This is a genomic window from Capsulimonas corticalis, from assembly GCF_003574315.2.
Lineage (GTDB): Bacteria > Armatimonadota > Armatimonadia > Armatimonadales > Capsulimonadaceae > Capsulimonas > Capsulimonas corticalis.
Map to the genome: position 1 here is coordinate 987,740 of NZ_AP025739.1, position 19,769 is coordinate 1,007,508.

The following is a 19,769-nucleotide window of genomic DNA, read 5'->3' on the forward strand; positions in this document are numbered from 1 at the left end:
AAATGATCAAGTCGGAAATGAAGCCCCACCTTCAGGGGAACAGCGTCAACGCGCTCATCGAGATCCCTCGCGGGAGCAAAAATAAATACGAATGGGATGAAGAGATGGGCGGAGTCGCCCTGTCGCGCGTCCTTTACCAGTCGGTCGCCTACCCGGCCGAATACGGCTTCATCCCCGGCACGATCGCCGAGGACGGCGACGCGCTGGACGTGGTCGTGCTGATCGACCAGCCCACCTTCCCCGGCTGCATCATGCGCGTCCGCCCCATCGGCATCCTTCGCCTGCGCCAGGAAGGCGAGCGCGACGACAAAGTCCTCTGCGTCGCCGTCGCCGACCCGCTCTACGCCGAGACCTTCGACATCGACGACATCCCCTCCCACCGACTCCTGGAAATCCGCCACTTCTTCGCCACCTACACCGAACTGGAAGGCCGCGAAGTCGAGGTCGGAGACTGGGAAGACGCCAAGGCCGCCATGGAAGAAATCCATGAATGCCTCCTCCCGGAGTACCGCGCGGAAGCCTGATCCGAGATCATCTAGCCCAAAAACACCCTTAGCGCCGCCCAGAGGCCCAAAGCGGCGGCGAGAAGAATTATCGGCGTCGCGATCGACCCCACCTGGAAGAAGTCGGCGGCGCCGATGTCCTCGCCGCGCTTGCGGGCGTTGGAGATGACGAGCATGGTGGCGAGCGAGCCCGCCACCGTGAGGTTCGGCCCCAGATTGCAGCCGAGGAGCGCGCCGTACTGGGCGGCGGGGCCGGCGTGCGCGGCGCGCAGCGAGGAGATCGCGAGCAGCGCCATGGGAATATTGTTCACGACGTTGCTTCCCATCCCCGCCCCGAACGCCGTCACGCCGATCTGCGCCGCCGAAGCGCCGCCCGCCGCCGCAAGCCCCCGCGCGGCCAGCGCGGGCAGCGCGGGCAAGCCCAGATTCTCCACACCGCGCACGACGACGAAAAGTCCTACGACAAACGGAAACAGAGACCAGGAGATATGCATCGAAAGCCGGCGCAGCGACACACGCCGTCGCCATTTGCCCCAGACGATCAAGACAAGGCACCCGGCGAAGGCGATCACATACGGAAGAATGCCGGCCAAAGCGCCGATGAAGTATCCGATCAGCACGCCGGCGAGCACAAACAGCGCGGCGCGGAAGTAGGAAGGATCGGAAATCGCTTCGGACGGGCGCGGCAGTCCTTCGAGCGCATATTCCTTGGGAATCTCCCGGCGAAAGAGCCGGCGGAACAGCGCGTAATTGGCGGCGAGCGCGGCGATCTGCGGCAGCGCCATCCGTAATACAAACGCGCCGAAGCTCCAGTGAAATGCGCCGACAAAGAGAAGGTTCGTGAGGTTGCTCACCGGCAGCAGCAGCGACCCGGTGTTGGCGACAAAGGCGCAGGCGATCAAGAACGGGCGGGCGCTCAGCTTGAGTCGCCCGACAAACGAGAGCACGATCGGCGTGAGAATCACGGCGGTGGTGTCGAGCGAAAGCAGCATCGTGACGACGGCGCCCAGGATAAAGACATTGCGGTACAACACCCCGCCGTCGCCCCGCGCCATTCGCGCCGCGTGCAGCGCCGCCCAGGCGAAGAATCCCGAAAGATCGATCAGCGCCGAAAGCGCCATCAGCGCCAAAAGAAACGCCAGCACGTCCGCGCCTTGCGCCACCGTTCGCCACGCCTGCCCTGGCGTCTCCAGTCCCAGCAGCAGCATCGCCGCTCCGCCCATCCCGGTCGCCCACGCCTCATTCATCCCGCGCGGGCGCAGGAGGATCAGCGTCAGGGTGAGGAGAAAGACGCCGAGGGTCAGAACAAGATGCATGGCGGGATTTTACCCGGTTCTGGGCGACGCGAAGCCCCCGCTCTAGGTCTTTCGACCTATGCGCGATCCACGCTCCTCTGCTACAATGTCATTACCTTGTCCATTGGAGACCAACGATGATCCCGCTGCTTTGTGCTTTACTATCCGGCGGGCTCTTCGCCGCCGCGCTCCCGCCATATGATTGGGAATGGATTGCCTGGTTCGCGCTGGCCCCGCTGCTCGTGGCCGCGCATGGGCGGCGGCCGCTGGAGGCGGCGGGTCTCGGAGTTGTCGCGGGCGTGACGTGCGGAGCGCTGCATGCGGGCTGGAACCAGGATACGTCGCGGCTGATGTGGGCTTATATTCCGTTCCTCTGGCTGACGATGCTGTTCGTCGTCACGGCGACGGCGTCGGCCGCCGCACGGAAGCGATGGGAGGGAATGCGCTGGGTTGTCTTAGTCGCCTGCCTGGGCGTCTCGGGCGAATGGCTGACGACGCTCCTTCCGATCCCGATCCACCTGGCGATTTCCCAGTACAAACAGATCACGCTGATACAAATCGCGTCGCTCACGGGCATCTGGGGCGTCTCGCTTCTTCTCTGGCTCACGAACGCCGCGATAGCCGACGCCGTACTGCGCCGATCGGGCCGCACGAAGCCCCTGGCGATCGCCGCCGCGTCAATCGCCGCCGCGATGGCGTTTGGCTGGTGGACGCTGCGCGCCGAGAAAGCCGGGCCGTCGCTGCGCGTGGCGGCCATACAGGATTTCTCCGGCGATGAGACGGGTGATCTGGCTCCGCCCCCGCCGCCGAACGTGGAGATCGACCGTGAAAAGATGACTCGCGCGGCCGCCGCGCAGGGCGCGAAGCTGATCGTCTGGTCCGAGGAGTGTCTGGGGTCGGGCTTTAACCCGGATAACCCGCGCGACGGAACCACCGCCCTCGCGCGCCAGACAGGCGCGTTTCTCGCCGTCGGCTACTCCGACGCGCATCGTCCGAAGCCGTACAACTGCGCCGGCCTTGTCTCGCCCGAAGGGAAGCTGCTCGGCGCGCACCACAAAGTTCATCTTTACCTGGGCGAAAGCGAAAGCGTCACGGTCGGCGGCCGTCCCACGTCTTACGCCTCCCCGCTGGGCCGTATCGGAATGGAAGTCTGTTTCGATAGCTGCTACACCAACATCACGCGCGCCGTCGCCGCTTCCGGCGCGCAGCTCATCGCCATGCCGAACTACGACCCGCCGACGCCGCGCGGCGTCCTGCACGATCTCCATGTCGCTTTCCTGCCGTTTCGCGCCGTCGAAAACCATGTCCCCTTCGTGCGCTCCGATTCCAACGGCCATTCGCAAGTGGTGGATGCGTATGGACGAATGATCGGCCTTTCCCCGCTCTACGCCCCCGACATCCTGGTCCGCAACGTCGCGATGGGCGACGGCGGCGGGACGCCGTTCACACGCTGGGGCGACTGGCTGGCGTACCTTTGCCTGGCGGGAAGCGCGGCGTTTTTGATCCGTTCGTTTTCGCGAAAAAACAGCGCCAGCCAGCAAATAAAATCATGACTGGCCGCATTTGTATAAAAATTATCCGAAGACATCTTGACTCTGGTTTCTGTTCCGGGTACTATTCACCAGTAAGTCTATGGTAATTCATAACTTTCACGAAGTAAGACACAAGAGCAACTTTTCGCCTGCCTTCCATTGACTGTTAAATCGTCTGCTTGACAAAAGGACCATGGGGTCCTATAATTGTTCAGGTTTTGGTTTTACAGTAAAATTGCTGATTGCAGGCAAATGGAGTTCTTGTTGCGCGCTTCCATCAGACAGGTGGCCCAGGCCGCCGGCGTTTCGCCGATGACCGTCTCGAACGTACTTCGCGGACGGACGGATATCGTCGTGGAGCAGACGCGGGAGCGGGTTCTTCAGGCGGCGCGTGACCTGAATTATGTTCCGGTCCGGACTTCGACGCAAAATCGGCATGTCCGAACGAACGCCATCGGCGTGGTCTTTCTGCATTCGCATCGGCCGGATGGCCCCATTGGCTATCCCACCTTTCTGGGGATGTACGACCGCGCCCGCGAGCTGGATCACGATCTGACGATCTTTCTGCGCGCGGAGCCGGACTGGGTAAAACCCGGCACGGAGGCGCAGTTTCTGGATCGCCGGTGCGACGGATTTATCTTTGTCGGCAGCAATCGTCCCGAGATCACGACGGCGCTGACGGAAAACAAAGTGCCGTCCGTCGAATGCTACAGCGTCGCTCCCGCGCCCGGCGCCGCCCGTGTGGTGGCGGACAACGCCGGGGGCATACGCCAGGCGGTCATGCATCTGGCGAACCATGGGCACAAGCGCATCGCCCATATCGCCGGGCCGCAATGGAATCTGGAGGCGCAGGAACGCCTGAAAGGCTTCCGCGCCGCCATGCAGGAGCAGTTTGGCCCGGACTGCTGGGATTGCGTCATCCACGCCGAAACCTGGGGCCAGATCCAGCGGTTCCATAACGCCAACGGCGCCGTGGACGATGTGACGCTCCCCATCGTCGAAGCGGCCCTGGCGACCGGCGCCACGGCGTTCGTATGCGCCAACGACCTGCTGGCTCTGGCGCTGTGGCAATTTGCCGAAGATCGCGGTCTGCGCATTCCGCGAGACCTGTCCATTATTGGAGTAGATAATATCTTGCAGGCGGATTATCAAGGTCTGACCAGCATCGATATTCCATTTGAAGAAATCGGGCGAGCGGCGGTCGACGCCGTTTTAGCGCTCGAAAAAGGCGATTCGACCGGCGAAGCTAGCCGGATTCTCCCGGTCGAACTCATTCCACGATCTTCCGTGACGGTTCCCTCCGAGCGGTAAAAAACCATCCGACCAATCACCGGTATTGTTCTTTCCCGTGATTATTTTACTGTAAAATTTAGGAGTATCCTTCATGAAGCATCACAAATACCGTTCCGCCGCATTTACTTTGATTGAATTGCTCGTCGTCATCGCCATTATAGCGATTCTCGCAGCGATACTCTTTCCCGTGTTCGCCAAAGCGCGCGAGAAGGCGCGGCAGACCACGTGCCTTTCCAATGAGAAGCAAATCGGGCTGGGTTTTCTGCAATATATTCAGGACTTCGATGAACGATTCCCGCTCTCGGTCGTCAGCACCGTCAGTCCTCCTCCCCCGGGCCTTGCGGTCGGCTGGGCGGACGCCATTCAGCCTTACATCAAGAGCCGTCCGATCTTTCAGTGCCCGAGCGAGCCGTTTCCCGCCAACGATGTCGCGCAGAACGCTGGGTATACGGACTACTGGATGAACAAAAACGCCGGCGATGGAGATCAGACCTACCCGCTCTGCAATAACCCGTCGCTGACGATCATGATCGGCGAGGGCGGCGCGTTCAACGGAACAATCATCGCGAACTCAACGGCGCGCTTCCGCACTAACGGCTGCAACGGCGCGGGCGACGCCTCCGCCACCGGCCTGAACCGCTACCAGCCCGTCTGCCCCAGTCCCGGCCTCGCGACCAATCTGGGCGGCGGCGGCCTTCGCCATACCGACGGCGCCAATTACGGCTTCGTGGACGGTCACGCCCGGTGGATCAAAAACTCCACCGCTCAGATCAGCGCCCGTATCTGGAACGGCTTGACGCCGTTCTCCCAATCGGGAAGTGATCCGACGCTCCATTTGAAGGACTAACGAACAAAACCGAGCGCCGCGCGTCACCATGAAGGCCGACTTCGTGCGACGCGCGGCCTTCCGATTCTCACGGCGCCATGCGTCCGTGAAGTTACGCAATCCGCAAAGCAAGGAAAGTATTCGTGATATCGAACACAAGAATCCGGTGGAAAACAAGGTCCGCAGCGCTCGGGTGGATCGCCCTGATCGGCCTTTCGGGGTGCGCGCACGGAGCGCCGCCCGCCGGGAAATCGCAGCCACAGCGGCCCAATGTCCTGATTATTCTGGCGGACGACGTCGGCTGGTCGGACATCGGCTGCTATGGCGGCGAGATTCAGACGCCCAACCTTGACGCTCTGGCGGGCGACGGCCTGCGGTTCAAGCAGTTCTATAACTCCGCGCGGTGCAGCCCCTCGCGCGCGTCGCTGCTCACCGGCCTGCATCCGCATGAAGCCGGCGTGCCGGTGCTGGGGACGCCGCTCAACGATCGCTGCGTCACCCTCGCGGAAGTCCTGAAACCCGCCGGCTATCACACCTACATGGTCGGCAAGTGGCATTTAGGCGAACAGCACACCCCGGTCTCGCGCGGTTTCGATGAGTTCTACGGGATGCTCGGCGGCTTCAACACCTACTGGAAAGAAGATCCATTTTACACGCGTCTGCCCGCCGATCATCCCAAGCGCGTTTACCAGCCCGGCGAGTTTTACTCCACCAACGTCTTTGGCGATTACGCGCTGGACTTCATGGACGAAGGGCAAAAAACCGGCGGTCCCTGGATGATGTACCTCGCGTTCAACGCGGCGCACTTCCCGCTGGGCGCCCCCGAGGAAACGATCGACAAGTACGAGACGATGTATCGGACCAAGGGCTGGGACGCCATTCGAGAGGAGCGTCTCGCGCGTGAGAAAGCCCTGGGACTGGTCCCCGCCGACCTGCCGCTCACCCCGCGCAGTGTCGTTCCGGCCAACTTCATCAACCGCCAGACCGGCTGGGCCGACAAGCAGAATCCGGCGTGGGATTCGCTGCCCGCCGACCGGCGCGCCGACCTCGCCCGGCGCATGGCGGTTTATGCGGCGACGATCGATATCATGGACCGCAACATCGGCCGCGTCGTGGCCCATCTCAAAGAAACAGGCCAGTGGAACAACACCCTGATCTTCTTCCTGAGCGACAACGGCGCCTGCGCCGAGTGGGATCCCTACGGCTTCGACCAGCTCGACTCGCCGAAGAATATTCTGCACACCGGCGACGCCCTGAAGACCGTCGGCGGTCCGGACAGTTACATCAGCTACGGCAGCGGCTGGGCTAACGCCAGCAACACTCCCTGGCGTCTCTACAAGCACTACACGCAGGAAGGCGGAATCCGAACGCCGATGATCGTCCACTGGCCCGGAGGATTGAAGACCAAACCCGGCGCGACGACGGATCAGCTCGGGTACATCACCGACTTCATGCCGACGCTGCTCACCCTCTGCGGCGCCGAGTATCCCAAAGAACGAAACGGCGTGGCCATTCTGCCCATGGAGGGCGACAGCCTCGTCCCGGCCTTCTCCGGAGGCAAGCTGCCCCCGCGCACGCTCTGCATCGAACACGAAGGCAACCGCATGGTGCGCGAAGGCGACTGGAAGCTGGTCGCTCTGGCGGGCAAGCCATGGGAACTCTACGATCTGCATAAGGACCCGGCGGAGATGAACGATCTGTCGGCGGGCGATCCCAAGCGCGTCCAGACGATGAGCGCCGCCTGGGAAGACTGGGCCGTGCGCTGCCAGGTCATCGCCAACCCCTCCCCGCAAATCGCCGGCCAGCCGATCGACATCCGCTGCGACGTCACGCCGCAGGGCGCCGACGGCGTCATCCTCGCCCAGGGCGGCGACCAGCGCGGCTACGCGTTATATTTGCAGGGCGGCAAACTGATCTTCGGCGTCCGTGAAGCCGGCAAGCTTTACACCGCTGCCGTAGCCGATCCGCCCAAAGACAAATTCTCTCTCGAAGCTCGCTTAGAGACGACCGGCGCCATGACGCTCTCCATCAACGGCGGCCCGCCCGCGCGCGGCGCCGCCCCCGGCGTGATCGCCGCCCAGCCAAAAGACGGCCTGAGCATCGGCGAAGACACGCAAAGCGCGGTCGGCGACTACACGGCGCCGAATACGCTCAAAGGCAAGGTCGAGAACGTGAAGGTCACGGCGGGCAAGTAGGCCCGTTTTGCGAGAATACGAGATCTGGCGATCAACCCATGCACAAGATTTGCCGGCGGTTGAAACCGCCGGCGCCCATTGGGCGTTTAACCGCCAGCGCCACACAAAAAATACACAACAACATCATCCCACAAAGGTCCCATCAGATGCACACTCACTGGCGCCTCGCGGCGCTTTGCGCCCTGCTCACCACCCTCGGCGCCCCCTCCCATGCGGCCGCGCCGAAGCCGCCGAATATCGTCGTCATCCTTGTGGATGACATGGGGTACTCCGATATCGGCTGTTACGGCGGCGAGATCCACACGCCCAATCTGGACAAGCTCGCTCAGGAAGGCGTGCGATTTACGCAGTTTCATAATACGGCGCGCTGCTGCCCGTCGCGGGCGGCGCTGCTGACAGGGCTGTATTCCCATGAGGCGGGCGTCGGCCATATGACCGACGAACAAGATGACGCGAACGGCAATCCGCTGCCGGGATACAGCGGCCGCCTCAACGACAAATGCGTCACCATCGCCGAGGCGCTGCATGGCGCGGGCTACTTCACCGCGATGACCGGCAAATGGCACGTCGGGCAAAACTACGGCGTGACGCCCTGGGGGCGCGGCTTCGACCGCACGATGACCAGCGCGGCGGGCGGCTTCTACTTTCCGGACACGCCGGGCGGCGGATCGCTCTTTTTGAATGGAAAAAGCATCGGACGCACCGGCGGACCGCTGCCCCAGCAGTGGTATTCGACGGACCTGTGGACCGACTATGGCCTGAAATTCATCGACGAAGCGAAGGCGGCGCACAAGCCCTTCTTCCTCTATCTGGCGCACAACGCGCCCCACTTCCCGCTCCAGGCGCCCGCCGCCGATATCGCGCGCTGGCGCGGCAAGTATATGGCGGGCTGGGACAAACTGCGCGAGGCGCGATATCGTCGTCAGATCCAGATGGGGCTGATCGACAAATCCTGGCCGCTGTCGCCGCGCCTGCCGGGAGTGCCCGCCTGGGACAGCCTGACGCCGCAGCAAAAGGAACGCTACGATCACATCATGGCGATCTACGCCGCCGTGGTGGAGCATATGGACCAGAGCGTCGGCCGATTGGTGGCCGGCCTGAAGCAGCGCGGAGAGCTGGACAACACGCTCATTTTGTTTATGAGCGATAATGGCGGCAACGCGGAGAGTGGAATACAAGGTCGATTGGAGGGCGCCGATCCTGGCGGGCCAAAGTCCACCGTGTTTGTCGGCCAATGCTGGGCGACACTCAACAACACGCCTTTCGTACGCTACAAGCACTACACGGATGAAGGCGGCATCGCCACGCCGCTGATCGCGCACTGGCCGCAGGGCATTCCGAAGGCGCGCGACGGCCGTTTGGAGCCGCAGCCGGGACATATCATCGATATCATGGGGACCTGTCTGGACGTCGCCGGCGCCGCATATCCCAAGACGTTTCAGGGGCATGCGATCACGCCGATGGAAGGCGTCAGCCTGCGCCCGGCGTTCGCGGGCCAGAAGATCCATCGCACACAGCCGATCTTCTGGGAGCACGAAGGCAACCGCGCCGTTCTGTCGCCCCCATGGAAGCTCGTCGCTGTCAGCGTCCAGCCCTGGCGGCTTTACAACATCACAAGCGACCGCACCGAGCAGCGCGATCTCGCCGGCGCGCAGCCGGAGCGCGTGAAACTCCTCACGGCGCAATGGAATCAATGGGCCGCGCGCGCCAACGTGCTGCCTTTGAATCCAGAGAACGGCGTCCTGAGCACGGAAACGCACTTCACGCTCCAAAGCGGCGCCCACCTTGACCAGTCGCACGCTCCCGCCGTCGCCGGTCGCGGCTTCACGCTCGCCGCCAAGTTTGCCGTCACGGGAACAAACGGCGTCCTCGCGGCGCAGGGCGGAGCGGCCCAAGGGTACGCACTCTTCCTTCAGGATGGGAAGCTGGCGTTTCTGGTGCGGGAGAACGGCCAGATCACCCGCATCGACACGCCCCAAACCGTCTCCGGCGCGCACGCCTCCACCGCGCATGTGGCTCCGAACGGCGCTCTCAGCCTCACGCTCGACAGTCAGCCGCCCGTTACGGGAAAAGCGCCCAGCGCACTGCCGCTCATGCCGGTCGATGGCCTGGATATCGGCTCGGATCGGGGCGGACGGGTCGGGCCGTACGGCGCATCCAACGCCTTTCCCGGAACCATTACCTCGGTCACGATCGACTTAGAAGCCGAGCAGGCGGATTAGATAATGAACGTCTCTCGCCGCAACCATCTCGCCGCATGCATCCTCTCATTCGCCGGTGCGCTGCTGGCGACTGCCGCCCCATATGGGGCGGCAGCTGCCGCTAAGTCGTACGCCGCGCCCCCAGGAATGGCGTGGATCCCGGCGGGCGCGTTCACGATGGGCAGCAACGACGCGATGTTTCCGGACGCGCAGCCGCTGCACAAAGTCACTCTGGACGGCTTCTTCATCGACCGCAATCTCGTCACCAACGCCCAGTTCGCGAAGTTCGTGAGCGCCACGCATTACGTCACGGTCGCCGAGCGCCGTCCGGATCCTAAACTATTCCCCGGCGTCCCGGCGGACAAATTGGTCCCCGGCGCCATCGTATTCGCTCCGCCGCCCCGCCCCGTCGCGCTGGACGACGCCGCCCAGTGGTGGCGTTACGTCCCTGGCGCGAACTGGCGGCACCCCGAAGGCCCCCACAGCAGTATTGCGCGCCGTATGGATCACCCCGTCGTGCAAGTCTGCTGGGCCGACGCCGCCGCATACGCAAAGTGGGCCGGCAAGCGCCTGCCGACGGAAGCCGAATGGGAGTACGCCGCGAGGGGAGGACGGAATCAGAAGCCGTACGTCTGGGGCGACACATTCCAGCCGCACGGCCGGATCATGGCGAACACCTTTCAGGGCAACTTCCCCAATCACAACACTCAAGAAGACGGCTACGCGGCGACATCCCCCGTCGGCAAATTCCCACCCAACGGCTTTGGCCTCTACGACATGGCCGGAAACGTCTGGGAATGGTGCGCCGACTGGTACCGGCCCGACTACTACGCCAGCAGCCCGCGTAAGAATCCCAAGGGTCCCGCCGCCAGTCTCGATCCCGATGAACCAGGCGTCCCCAAGCGCGTCCAGCGCGGCGGATCGTTTCTGTGCACGGATCAATACTGCTCGCGCTACATGCCGGGGAGTCGGGGCAAAGGGGAAGTGCTGACGGGAGCGTGCAATCTGGGGTTTCGGTGTGTGGTTTCGGGGAGATAGTCGTCTCCCGGTAAAGCGAGAGAGAGAAGTCCCAGGCAGGATGCCCCCCGACCCCCACAGGGGGTGCAAACCATATTGTCGGAGACGTGACGAAGATTATCTCTTTGACACGCTATCGAACTCATGTTTTGCACCCCCTGTGGGGGCCGGGGGGCATCCTACTTTGGGCAACGCCCCAGGTCTTATTGCCGCCGATAAGCCACCCGTCCCCCAATCACCGTCCACTCCACCTGCCCCGTCTCCGGGTTGATCACCACCAAATCCCCCTGCTTGCCGATTTCCAAAGTCCCAACCCGATCCAAAATCCCCAATTGCCGGGCGGCGTTCGCGGAGGCGAGGCGCGCGGCTTGCCAGGGGGCGATTTGGGCGAACTTCTGGACGTTTTGGAAGGCCCGGTCCATCGTGAGGACGCTGCCGGCGAGGGTGCCGTCGGCGAAGGTGGCTTCGCCGTTTTGGACGTGGACGTCGAAGCCGCCGAGCTGGTAGACGCCGTCGGGCATCGCGGCGCCTTCCATGGCGTCGGTGATCAGCACGACGCCATCCAGGCCCTTGGCGGCGACCGTGAGACGGACGATCGCGGGGTGGAGGTGGACGCCGTCGGCGATGACTTCGGCCACGATCTCCGGGGAGGTCAGAATCGCGCCGGCGGTTCCGGGCTCACGGTGGTGGACGCCGCGCATGGCGTTGAACAGGTGCGTTCCCTGGCGCACGCCCCACGGGATGGCGCGCGCCACGTCGGCGGCGCGGGAGTCGGTGTGACCGGCGGAGACGACGACATTCGACGCCAGCGCCGCGCGGGTCACGACTTCGGCGCCGTCCATCTCGGGGGCGAGGGTGATCTGGCGGATCGCGCCGCCGCCGAGCGTCACCCAGTGCGTAAACTCTTCCAAATCGGGGAGCCGCACATGCGCTTCGGGCTGAGCGCCGCGCCGGGCGGGGCAGATGTAGGGGCCTTCGAGGTGGACGCCGACAATGCGCACCTCGTCGTCCCCGCGCCCCGATTCGATCACGCGGCGCGCGGCCTGGATCGCGGCGTCGGTGTCCGCGCGCGAGGCCGTCAGGGTCGTGGCGAGCATGCCCGTCGTTCCAAAACGCGCGTGGGTGCGCGCCGCCGTCCGCGCCGCCGCTTCGGTCCCATGCATGAAGTCCGCGCCGCCGCCGCCGTGGACGTGCATGTCGATAAATCCCGGCAGCACCCAGAAGCCGCTCGCATCGATATCCGCGCTCGCTCCGGCGGCGTTTCGCCGCGAGCCGATGTCCGTAATCAGGCCCGTTTCGTCATCGATTGTCAGGGCTCCATCCGACAAAATTCCATCGAAGGTCACGATCTCGCCAGTCACTGTAATCATGGACTAAAATTTCTGGAAAATCTTTGTGAAATCCTGCACTAAATACTGGGACAATGGGTATGTTACGATATCCACTTGTCCTAGCGCTGCGGCAGATTGTATACGCCCCTTGACGGGTGGTCTCTTGAACCATGTGTAATGGTATAAAAAAATGCTTCAGCGCCTCTCCAGTGGCGGAGCAAAAATACCATAATTTGAACAGGCTCGCCGGACAATACGTCCAAACAGTCAACACAGTCTATGGGGGATGAGCATGGTACGGACCAAAGGATTTACACTTGTCAATTTGCTGATGATCGTTGCGCTTCTGGCGCTGCTCTCGGCGGTTCTATTTCCGCAGATCTGTCGCAGCACCGAAGAAGCGAACGGCGTGACGATGGAGTACAATTCTCGCTAACGCGAGTATCGCTATCTTTACGCCTGGCCGCCATCTTTTGAGCGCTTGCCGCTCCCCGGCGGCAAAACAATTATGCGCCCCTGGCGAAGCGCGCCGCCTTTCTGTTACAATAGCGGCGTATGCGCGCTTCACTCCAGCACCGGCCGCTTCTTTGTTTCGCCTGCGCGTTCGCGCTCGGCGTCGCCGCATGCGGAGCCGGCCATACGCCGCTCTGGCTGATCGCCGCCGCCCTGGCGCTCGGGGGAGCGCTGCTGGCATGGCGAGCGTCTCCCTGGCCGCTGGCGCTCACGGGTCTGATCCTGGCGGGAATGGCCTGCGGCGCGCTGCGGGAAACATCCGCGCTAGTGGTTCCGCCCGGCGATATCCGCCATTGCGCCGGTCAAGCCGCGCTGGCGACCGTCACCGGCGTCATTGCGAACGATCCGGAGCGCCGTCCGGGCCGCCTCCTCTTTCGCCTGCGCGCGGAGCAAGTCCAGATGCGCGGCGAAACAAAGGCCGTGACGGGCCTGCTCTCCGTAACGCTGGCGTCCTCCGAGGCCCGCGACACTCCCACTCTGGACTACGGCGACCGAATCGCCCTGCGCGGTTATCTGGATCTTCCCCCGGCCGCGACCAACCCCGGCGCGTTCTCCTGGCGCGACTACCTCGCGCGGCAAGGCGTTTACGCTGCGCTCTCCGCACGCCGCCCCCCCACCCTGATTTCTCATGGCGCCGGCGCGAATCCCATCCTCCGCGCCGCCTGGACGGCGCGCCATCAGATCGTGACCGCCCTGAAAGCGCATCTGCCGCCCACGGACGCCGCCGTGCTCTGCGGGATCCTGATCGGGCAGCGCTCCGATCTCGATCCGGGCCTGCTCGCGGATTTCGTGCATACAGGAACGATCCACGTGCTGGCGTCCGCCGGCCTGCATGTCGGGATCCTGATCTGGTGGCTTCTGGCGGCCGCGCGGCGGCTCACGATTCCGCGCCGCTGGGCCGCGCTGGGGATCATCGCGATCCTCTGGCTCTACGCCGTCATGGCCGGCGGCAGACCTTCGGTGACGCGGGCGGCGCTGCTGGCGACGGTGTATCTCGCCGCCCTTTTCTTCGAACGCGAGCCGGACCTGCCGACATCGCTCGGCTTCGCGGCCCTCGCCATCCTCCTGGATAACCCACAGACGCTGTTCGACTCCGGATTCCAGATGTCGTTCCTGACGGTCGCCACCCTCGCCGTCACGATGCCGCTCTGGTCGGATTATTGGCGCGAACGCGCGGAGCGCTGGACGCGGCTCGCTCCCGCCGTCCGGCGCGCCGCGTTCTGGGGTCTGGAGCTTGCGGGCCTGACGCTGTTCGCGCAGCTCGGATCCGCGCCGATCGTGGCCGGCGCCTATAACGAGTTCTCCCTGAGCGGCGTCCTCGCCAACCTTCTGGTCGTCCCCGCGCTGTTTCTGATCGTTCCTCTGGGCTTCCTGACGGCGGCGTTTGCCGGGATTTCTTCGGGCGCGGCCGCGCTGAGCGCGACTCTGCTGCTTCCCCTGCTGGACTATGTCATCGCCGTCGTCCGCGCCTGCGGCGAAGGGCGCTGGGCGTTTCGGGCCATCCAAACGCCGCCGATCGTACTTATCGCCCTCTACTATGCCGGCGTCGCCTTCGCTGCGGCGTTGCTTGCCCGGAGGAAAATTTCGTCAAATCGGCCACTCGCGCACTAAAACAGCACGTTTGTCTCTTATAATAAGACATTATCGTTTGCCCTCATAGGAATTTCCCGATGACTCCACGTTTCTTGTTCAGCCTCGCCGTGCTGCTGACCGCGCCGGCGGCGCACGCGGCCCCCGCCCTGCGCGTCCCATACCCAAATCTGGACGCTGGCATCCGGAAAGTCACCGCGCGCGGCGGCGAGGGAACCGCGAAGATCGCTCCCGAACTGCGGCTCCTGGCGAACCAGTTCCGCGCCGCAAAGCCTGCGGCGCCGGACACGTTCGTTTACTCCAAAGCGCAGCTGCTCAGCCGGTTTGGCATCGATGGATCGGAGGCGGAGCCGCAGGTGAATGTCGCGCTGACGGTTGCCGCGGACACCGGCGACGCCGCGTTGTCGGCTCTTGGGGCGCGGATTTACGAACACTCCGCCTCCAATACCGTCTGCGCGCGCGTTTCCGTCTCCAAAATTCCAGATCTGGCCATGGAAAGCTCCGTCTACGCCATCCGGCTCGCGCGCAGCGCCGAGTATCCGCCCGTCCCGCCAAGCTCCCTGCGGCCGCGCATCCGGCCCTTTACGACCTCACGCGGCGGCGAAGCCGACGCCGTGGCGTTCGACCATCAAGGACTGACCGGCAAGGGCGTGATCGTCGGCGTCGTCGACTCCGGGATCGACTGGCGGCACGCGGACTTCCGGCGCGCCGACGGATCGACGCGCATTCTCGCCCTGTGGGATATGACCGACAACTCCTGGAAGACGTCCAAGGGGAAGATCGGCTCCAAGCCGCCGGTCGTGGGCGACAAAGAGATCATCGGCACGCTCTATACGCGCGCGCAGATCGACGCCGCGCTGGGCAAATCCGGCGACGTAAAGTCCGTCGACCACGAAGGACATGGCACGGCCTGCGCCGGGACCGCCGCCGGCAGCGGCGCCGACTTCCCAGGCGTCGCCCCCGACGCGGACTTGATCGTCGTCAAGGCCGGCGAGAACGGGGCCAACCCGTTTTACTTCCTTGGAACGCAGTTTATCGCCGATCAAGCCAAGGCGCTGGGCGAGCCGTGCGTGATCAGCCAGAGCTTCGGCTCGAACGACACGGCCCACGATGGCGACAGCCTGGAGGAGCAGGCGATGAACGAGATCGCGGCCCCGGGCAAGGCGGGAATCTGTATCTGCGTGGCGGCCGGAAACGACGGTCTCTCCAGCTCGCACGCCAGCGGCCGGTTCGGCGCGCTCCAGGACGGCCAGGCCGATATCGAAAGCCGCCCGATCCAGTTGTTTGTCGATCAGCCGACCCTTCTCGATGCGTACTTCAAGGCCGGCGACGAGTGGGGGCTGGCGGTCGCCGGCCTGGACAAATACCTCATCGATAAGGCGGGCAAACCGGTATTCTTTTACGTCGCGCGCACCGGCAAAGGGATCAAGGGCGTGACAAGCGCGACGCCGAGCGCCCCGAAGTCGTTCGCCGCGTTTTTCAAAACCGTCGAGCTTGACACGGTCTCCAACGGACAGGAGGACCATCTCTCGATTCCGCTGGAGCCGGGCAGTTATTTGATCTACGGCTTCGGCGCCAGCGCCAAAGTGACGGATGGCGCCTTCCATCTTTACCTGCCATTCCCAGGCAACGCCTCGTTCGGCGACGGCGCGGACAAGCACGCCATGGTCGCCGCGCCGGGGACCGCCTCCAACGTCATCACGGTCGGCTCCTACAATATCCGCAAGTCCTGGCGCAACGCCGCCAGCAAAACCACCTCATACAACCTGCCGGTCGGCGATATCTCGGACTACTCCAGCCCCGGCTTCCGCCGCGACGGCGTCGTCAAGCCCGAGATCGCCGCCCCCGGCGCGTATGCGATCTCGCCGCTCGCGCAGGGCTCCAAGATGAGCCTCGGCGCGGACGGCAAGCCCGACACGGCCTCTCTCACTCCCGACAAACAGCACCTCGCCTGGTCCGGCACCAGCGCCGCCTGCCCCTACACCGCCGGCGTCATCGCCTTGATGCTGCAAAAGAACCCGACGCTCGACGAAGCCCAGATCCGCAAGATCCTCACTGGCGCCGCCCAGCACGACGACTTCACCGGCGCCGTCCCCAACAACCTCTGGGGCTACGGCAAACTCGCCCCCGCCGCCGCGCTCACGGCGACGCCCGCCGCGCCTGACAGCGCCTCCTCCGGAAAAATGGGACAGCCGCAGTGAAGCGACGTTCTTTCGCCGCCGGCGCACTCACATTGACGATGCTCGGAATGTCGGCGAACTTCGCCCACGCTCAGAAGATGGCTTCCGCGTGGACAAAACTCGGCGATGCAGCTTACGACGCTCAGAAGTATGACGAGGCGTTAAAGGACTACCAAAACGCGGTTGATTCCGATGCGCATGACGACAAGGCCGTCGTCAAGCTCGCCTATTCCTACGGCCGTCTGGAGCGTTTCGACGACGGCGTTCAAATGCTGAAAACCGCCTTAGGGCGTTTTGCCGATCCCGAACCGCATCGCAAAGTTCAGCGGACGCAGTCGTTCCTGTACTTCCTGTGGTCTGAGGCGATGCGCGCCCAGGGAAAATTACCGGACGCTCTCACGCATATCCAGCAGGCTTCCGAGTTGGCTCAGGACGCGGATCCCCCTCAATCCGGCCTCTATTTGATGATGTCCGGAGCCTTAATGATGCAAATGGGACGCGGCGAAGCGGCCCTGGATGCGGCGACGCAAGCGATCGTCCTGGAAAAAAATCTCGGGGAATTCGCACTTCAGGGCAAAGCTTATCTCTTCCGAGCACAGTTCCATAGCATGATGCGCCATCTCGACGACGCCGCAAACGACGATACCCAGGCGCTCAATCTCGCGGTCGCCCATTCCCTTCCGCGTCTGAAGTTGGACGCATTGCAAAGGCTGGGCAATGTCTCCGCGGATCAGGGAGATCTGACCAAGGCGCTGGATGATTACAAACAAGCCATGGAATGCGCGCTCGATTTAGGCGACGTCAAATTGCAAGCCAGCCTGTTGATGGACAGCGCACAGTGCAATATCAAACAAATGCGATACGATCACGCGATCCTCGTATACCGTAAAGCGGCGGAGCTTTCGGAGAGCGTTCACAACGTTCCCGGCAAAGCGCAGGCGCTGTCCGGTATTGGACAGGTCTATACGCAGTTAGGCAGCTTTGAGCAGGCGCTCGATTTCCATAAACAAGCGCGAGAGATCTATATTTCGCTCAAGGACGAACAATTCGATCTTGAGGAGCTTGGAAACATCGGCTACTCGGAGGCGAACCTGGGCCGCTTCCCGGAAGCGATCACGGATTTAAACCATGGACTGACCAGAGCGCGCGCCGAAAAAAACACGGACGTTGAACAGAACTTCCTCTGGCTTTTAGGGCAGACATATCGGCATAAGAAAGATTTCCCTCAAGCGGTTGCCTGCTACCGCGCGTCGCTCAAGATTGCACAGGCGACGCATGATGTTCCCAACCAACTCCAGTCGCTTATGCCGCTGGCGACGGCCGAAACAAATGAAGCGCGCTACGATGACGCACGTCAGGATTTGAACGCCGCAATCACATTAGCGAAGCAGTTAGGCGACTGGAATTCGGAAGGATTCGCCTTGAATTTCCTCGCCGGTGTCGAGATGTTATCGCACAATCGTGCGAAGGCGATCGATTTATCTCAGCAGGCCTTCTTGCTGTACTCCGCGCGGCCTGCAACATCCGGTGAAATTTCGGTTCTCAGCGAATTGACATACCTCTATGCCGAGAGCGCGCAAACCTATCCGCTGGCAATCTTTTACGGTAAGCAAGCCGTCGCCCTGCGGGAGCGGATTCGGGCGAACACCGCGACATTTGACGAGGCGACGCGGCAAATTGTGTTTGCGCAGGATCGTGATGTCTATCGGATTCTGGCGGAGATGCTCGTCCAGCAAGGCCGTTTGCCTGAGGCCCAGCAAATTCTTCACCGGATGAAAGACAAAGAATATCGCGATTTCGCCGAGCGCGGCGGATCGGATGCGGCCGTTCCCGGAAAGTCCGTTGCATTGAACGCGGCGGAAACGGAATGGCGGGATCGATACGCCAAGATCGCCGATCAAGTCACGGCCATTGGGCAAAAACGCGAGGCGCTGCTGGCGCGTAAGGAGCAGGCGGATCCGGCGGCGTTTACGGACGCCGACCAAAAGTCGCTGGCGGACGCGGACCGCGATCTGGTCGTCGCGAACACGGCGTTCCAAAGCTCGCTCGTAAAGATGGCGGAGGAGTTTGCGAAGCCCGGCGCGTCGCCCCGGCTGGCGTCGGTTGGAGAAACATCCGGTCTTTCGGAGACCCTGCGCAACCTCGGACCAGGGACAGTCGCGCTTTACACCATCGTGGAGGCGGACAAGTACCGGGTGATCGTCGTCACCTCGCAGACGCAGAAGGCGGAGGAGTATGCTATCTCGTCCGCCGACCTCAACAAAAAGATCCTGGCTCTGCGCGAGGCGCTGCAGGATCCCAGCCTCGATCCGCGCCCGATGGCGCAGGATCTTTACAAGATCTTGATCGGGCCGATTGAGAAAGACTTGGCGGGCGCGGAAGCGAAGACGCTGATGTGGTCGCTCGACGGCGCGCTGCGTTACCTGCCGATCGCGACGCTCTACGACGGCAAGCAGTATCTCGTGGAGCGCTATCGCAATGAAGTGTTTACCCTCGCCAGCCAGAGCCGCCTGGAGGAAGCGACGGCGCCTCACTGGTCCGCGCTCGGCCTGGGCGTCTCCAAAGCGCAGCCGGGGTTTGAAGCGCTTCCCGCCGTTCCCGAAGAGCTCCACGGAATCATTCAGGGCGACGCCTCAAGCACGGGCTCCGTCCTCCCAGGCTCCGTGCTGCTGGACGCCGCGTTCACGCGCGACTCAATGGTCGCGGCGCTGGAGGAGCGCAAATACCCGGTCGTCCATATCGCCAGCCACTTCTCGTTCCGGCCCGGCGGCGATTCCGAATCGTTTCTTCTTCTTGGCGACGGAACGCACCTTACCCTCGCCGAGCTCAAGACTCTCCCCCAGGTCTTCCAGGGAACCGATCTGCTGACGCTCTCCGCCTGTGACACCGCCATGAGCGCAGGCGACGACGCGAGCGGCGGCCGCGAAATCGAAGGCTGCGCCGTAATCGCCCAGCGCCAGGGCGCCCGCGCCGTCCTCGCCAGCCTCTGGCCGGTGGCCGACGAAAGCACGCAGATGCTCATGCACGCTTTCTACCAATACCGCGAAAGCCACCCCGGCGCCTCCAAAGCCCAGGCCCTGCAAGCCGCCCAGCTTGCCCTCCTCCACGGCGACCAAAGCGCCCCCGCCGGCGCGCATCGCGGCGGCGCCCCCAAACCCATCAATCCAACACACACCGATCCTGACCCCGCCGGCGCGCCGGACTACACCCCCGATCCCAAAGCCCCCTTCGCCCACCCATACTTCTGGGCGCCGTTTATTTTAATCGGGAACTGGAAGTAGGCGCCCACCTCG

General features: G+C 63.4%; 13 protein-coding genes. 11 read left to right on the forward strand and 2 right to left on the reverse strand.

The features are described 5' to 3' along the window. Positions 1–2 precede the first annotated feature (2 nt). The gene (locus D5261_RS04265; RefSeq protein WP_119320841.1) at positions 3–524 is read left to right on the forward strand and encodes an inorganic diphosphatase; all 522 of its coding nucleotides are present in this window, start codon (positions 3–5) and stop codon (positions 522–524) included. Between the two features lie 11 nt (positions 525–535). On the opposite strand, the gene D5261_RS04270 is transcribed toward D5261_RS04265, so the two are convergent. Continuing rightward, positions 536–1,819 carry an ArsB/NhaD family transporter gene (locus D5261_RS04270; protein ID WP_119320842.1) on the reverse strand — a complete coding sequence of 428 codons (1,284 nt, stop codon included), beginning with the start codon at positions 1,817–1,819 and terminating at the stop codon, positions 536–538. Positions 1,820–1,935: 116 nt separating this feature from the next. Here D5261_RS04270 and D5261_RS04275 point away from each other — a divergent pair, with 116 nt between their 5' ends. The 6 genes from D5261_RS04275 to D5261_RS04300 all read left to right on the forward strand — a co-directional run bounded on the left by D5261_RS04275 (position 1,936) and on the right by D5261_RS04300 (position 10,883). Continuing rightward, a complete protein-coding gene (locus D5261_RS04275; protein ID WP_119320843.1) occupies positions 1,936–3,351 on the forward strand; it encodes a nitrilase-related carbon-nitrogen hydrolase in 1,416 nt (471 codons plus the stop codon). A gap of 243 nt (positions 3,352–3,594) precedes the next feature. Further along, complete coding sequence (locus D5261_RS04280) at positions 3,595–4,641, forward strand: LacI family DNA-binding transcriptional regulator (RefSeq protein ID WP_165864100.1); 1,047 nt, start codon at positions 3,595–3,597, stop codon at positions 4,639–4,641. A gap of 73 nt (positions 4,642–4,714) precedes the next feature. Then, complete coding sequence (locus D5261_RS04285) at positions 4,715–5,470, forward strand: DUF1559 family PulG-like putative transporter (protein WP_119320845.1); 756 nt, start codon at positions 4,715–4,717, stop codon at positions 5,468–5,470. A 122-nt stretch (positions 5,471–5,592) separates the two neighbouring features. After that, the gene (locus tag D5261_RS04290) at positions 5,593–7,644 is read left to right on the forward strand and encodes an arylsulfatase (protein ID WP_218025556.1); all 2,052 of its coding nucleotides are present in this window, start codon (positions 5,593–5,595) and stop codon (positions 7,642–7,644) included. 146 nt (positions 7,645–7,790) lie between these two features. Beyond that, complete coding sequence (locus tag D5261_RS04295) at positions 7,791–9,866, forward strand: arylsulfatase (protein WP_119320846.1); 2,076 nt, start codon at positions 7,791–7,793, stop codon at positions 9,864–9,866. A 3-nt stretch (positions 9,867–9,869) separates the two neighbouring features. After that, entirely contained in the window at positions 9,870–10,883 is a 1,014-nt protein-coding gene (locus D5261_RS04300; RefSeq protein WP_218025557.1) for a formylglycine-generating enzyme family protein, read from the forward strand. Positions 10,884–11,065: 182 nt separating this feature from the next. Here the strand turns inward: D5261_RS04300 and nagA are convergent, their stop codons facing one another. Next, complete coding sequence (gene nagA, locus D5261_RS04305; RefSeq protein ID WP_119320848.1) at positions 11,066–12,232, reverse strand: N-acetylglucosamine-6-phosphate deacetylase; 1,167 nt, start codon at positions 12,230–12,232, stop codon at positions 11,066–11,068. 253 nt (positions 12,233–12,485) lie between these two features. On the opposite strand from nagA, the gene D5261_RS04310 reads away from it, so the two are divergent. From D5261_RS04310 to D5261_RS04325, 4 genes are all read left to right on the forward strand, one after another. After that, positions 12,486–12,629: a hypothetical protein gene (locus D5261_RS04310; protein ID WP_301002417.1), complete on the forward strand. Its 144-nt coding sequence runs from the start codon at positions 12,486–12,488 to the stop codon at positions 12,627–12,629. A 119-nt stretch (positions 12,630–12,748) separates the two neighbouring features. Next, positions 12,749–14,317, forward strand: coding sequence for a ComEC/Rec2 family competence protein (locus D5261_RS04315; RefSeq protein ID WP_119320849.1), 1,569 nt, complete (start codon positions 12,749–12,751; stop codon positions 14,315–14,317). Positions 14,318–14,376: 59 nt separating this feature from the next. Further along, positions 14,377–16,497: a S8 family serine peptidase gene (locus D5261_RS04320; protein ID WP_119320850.1), complete on the forward strand. Its 2,121-nt coding sequence runs from the start codon at positions 14,377–14,379 to the stop codon at positions 16,495–16,497. Continuing rightward, positions 16,494–19,757, forward strand: a complete 3,264-nt coding sequence (locus D5261_RS04325; RefSeq protein ID WP_119320851.1) for a CHAT domain-containing protein — start codon at positions 16,494–16,496, stop codon at positions 19,755–19,757. Before D5261_RS04320 ends, D5261_RS04325 begins: the two co-directional genes overlap by 4 nt. Positions 19,758–19,769 lie beyond the last annotated feature (12 nt).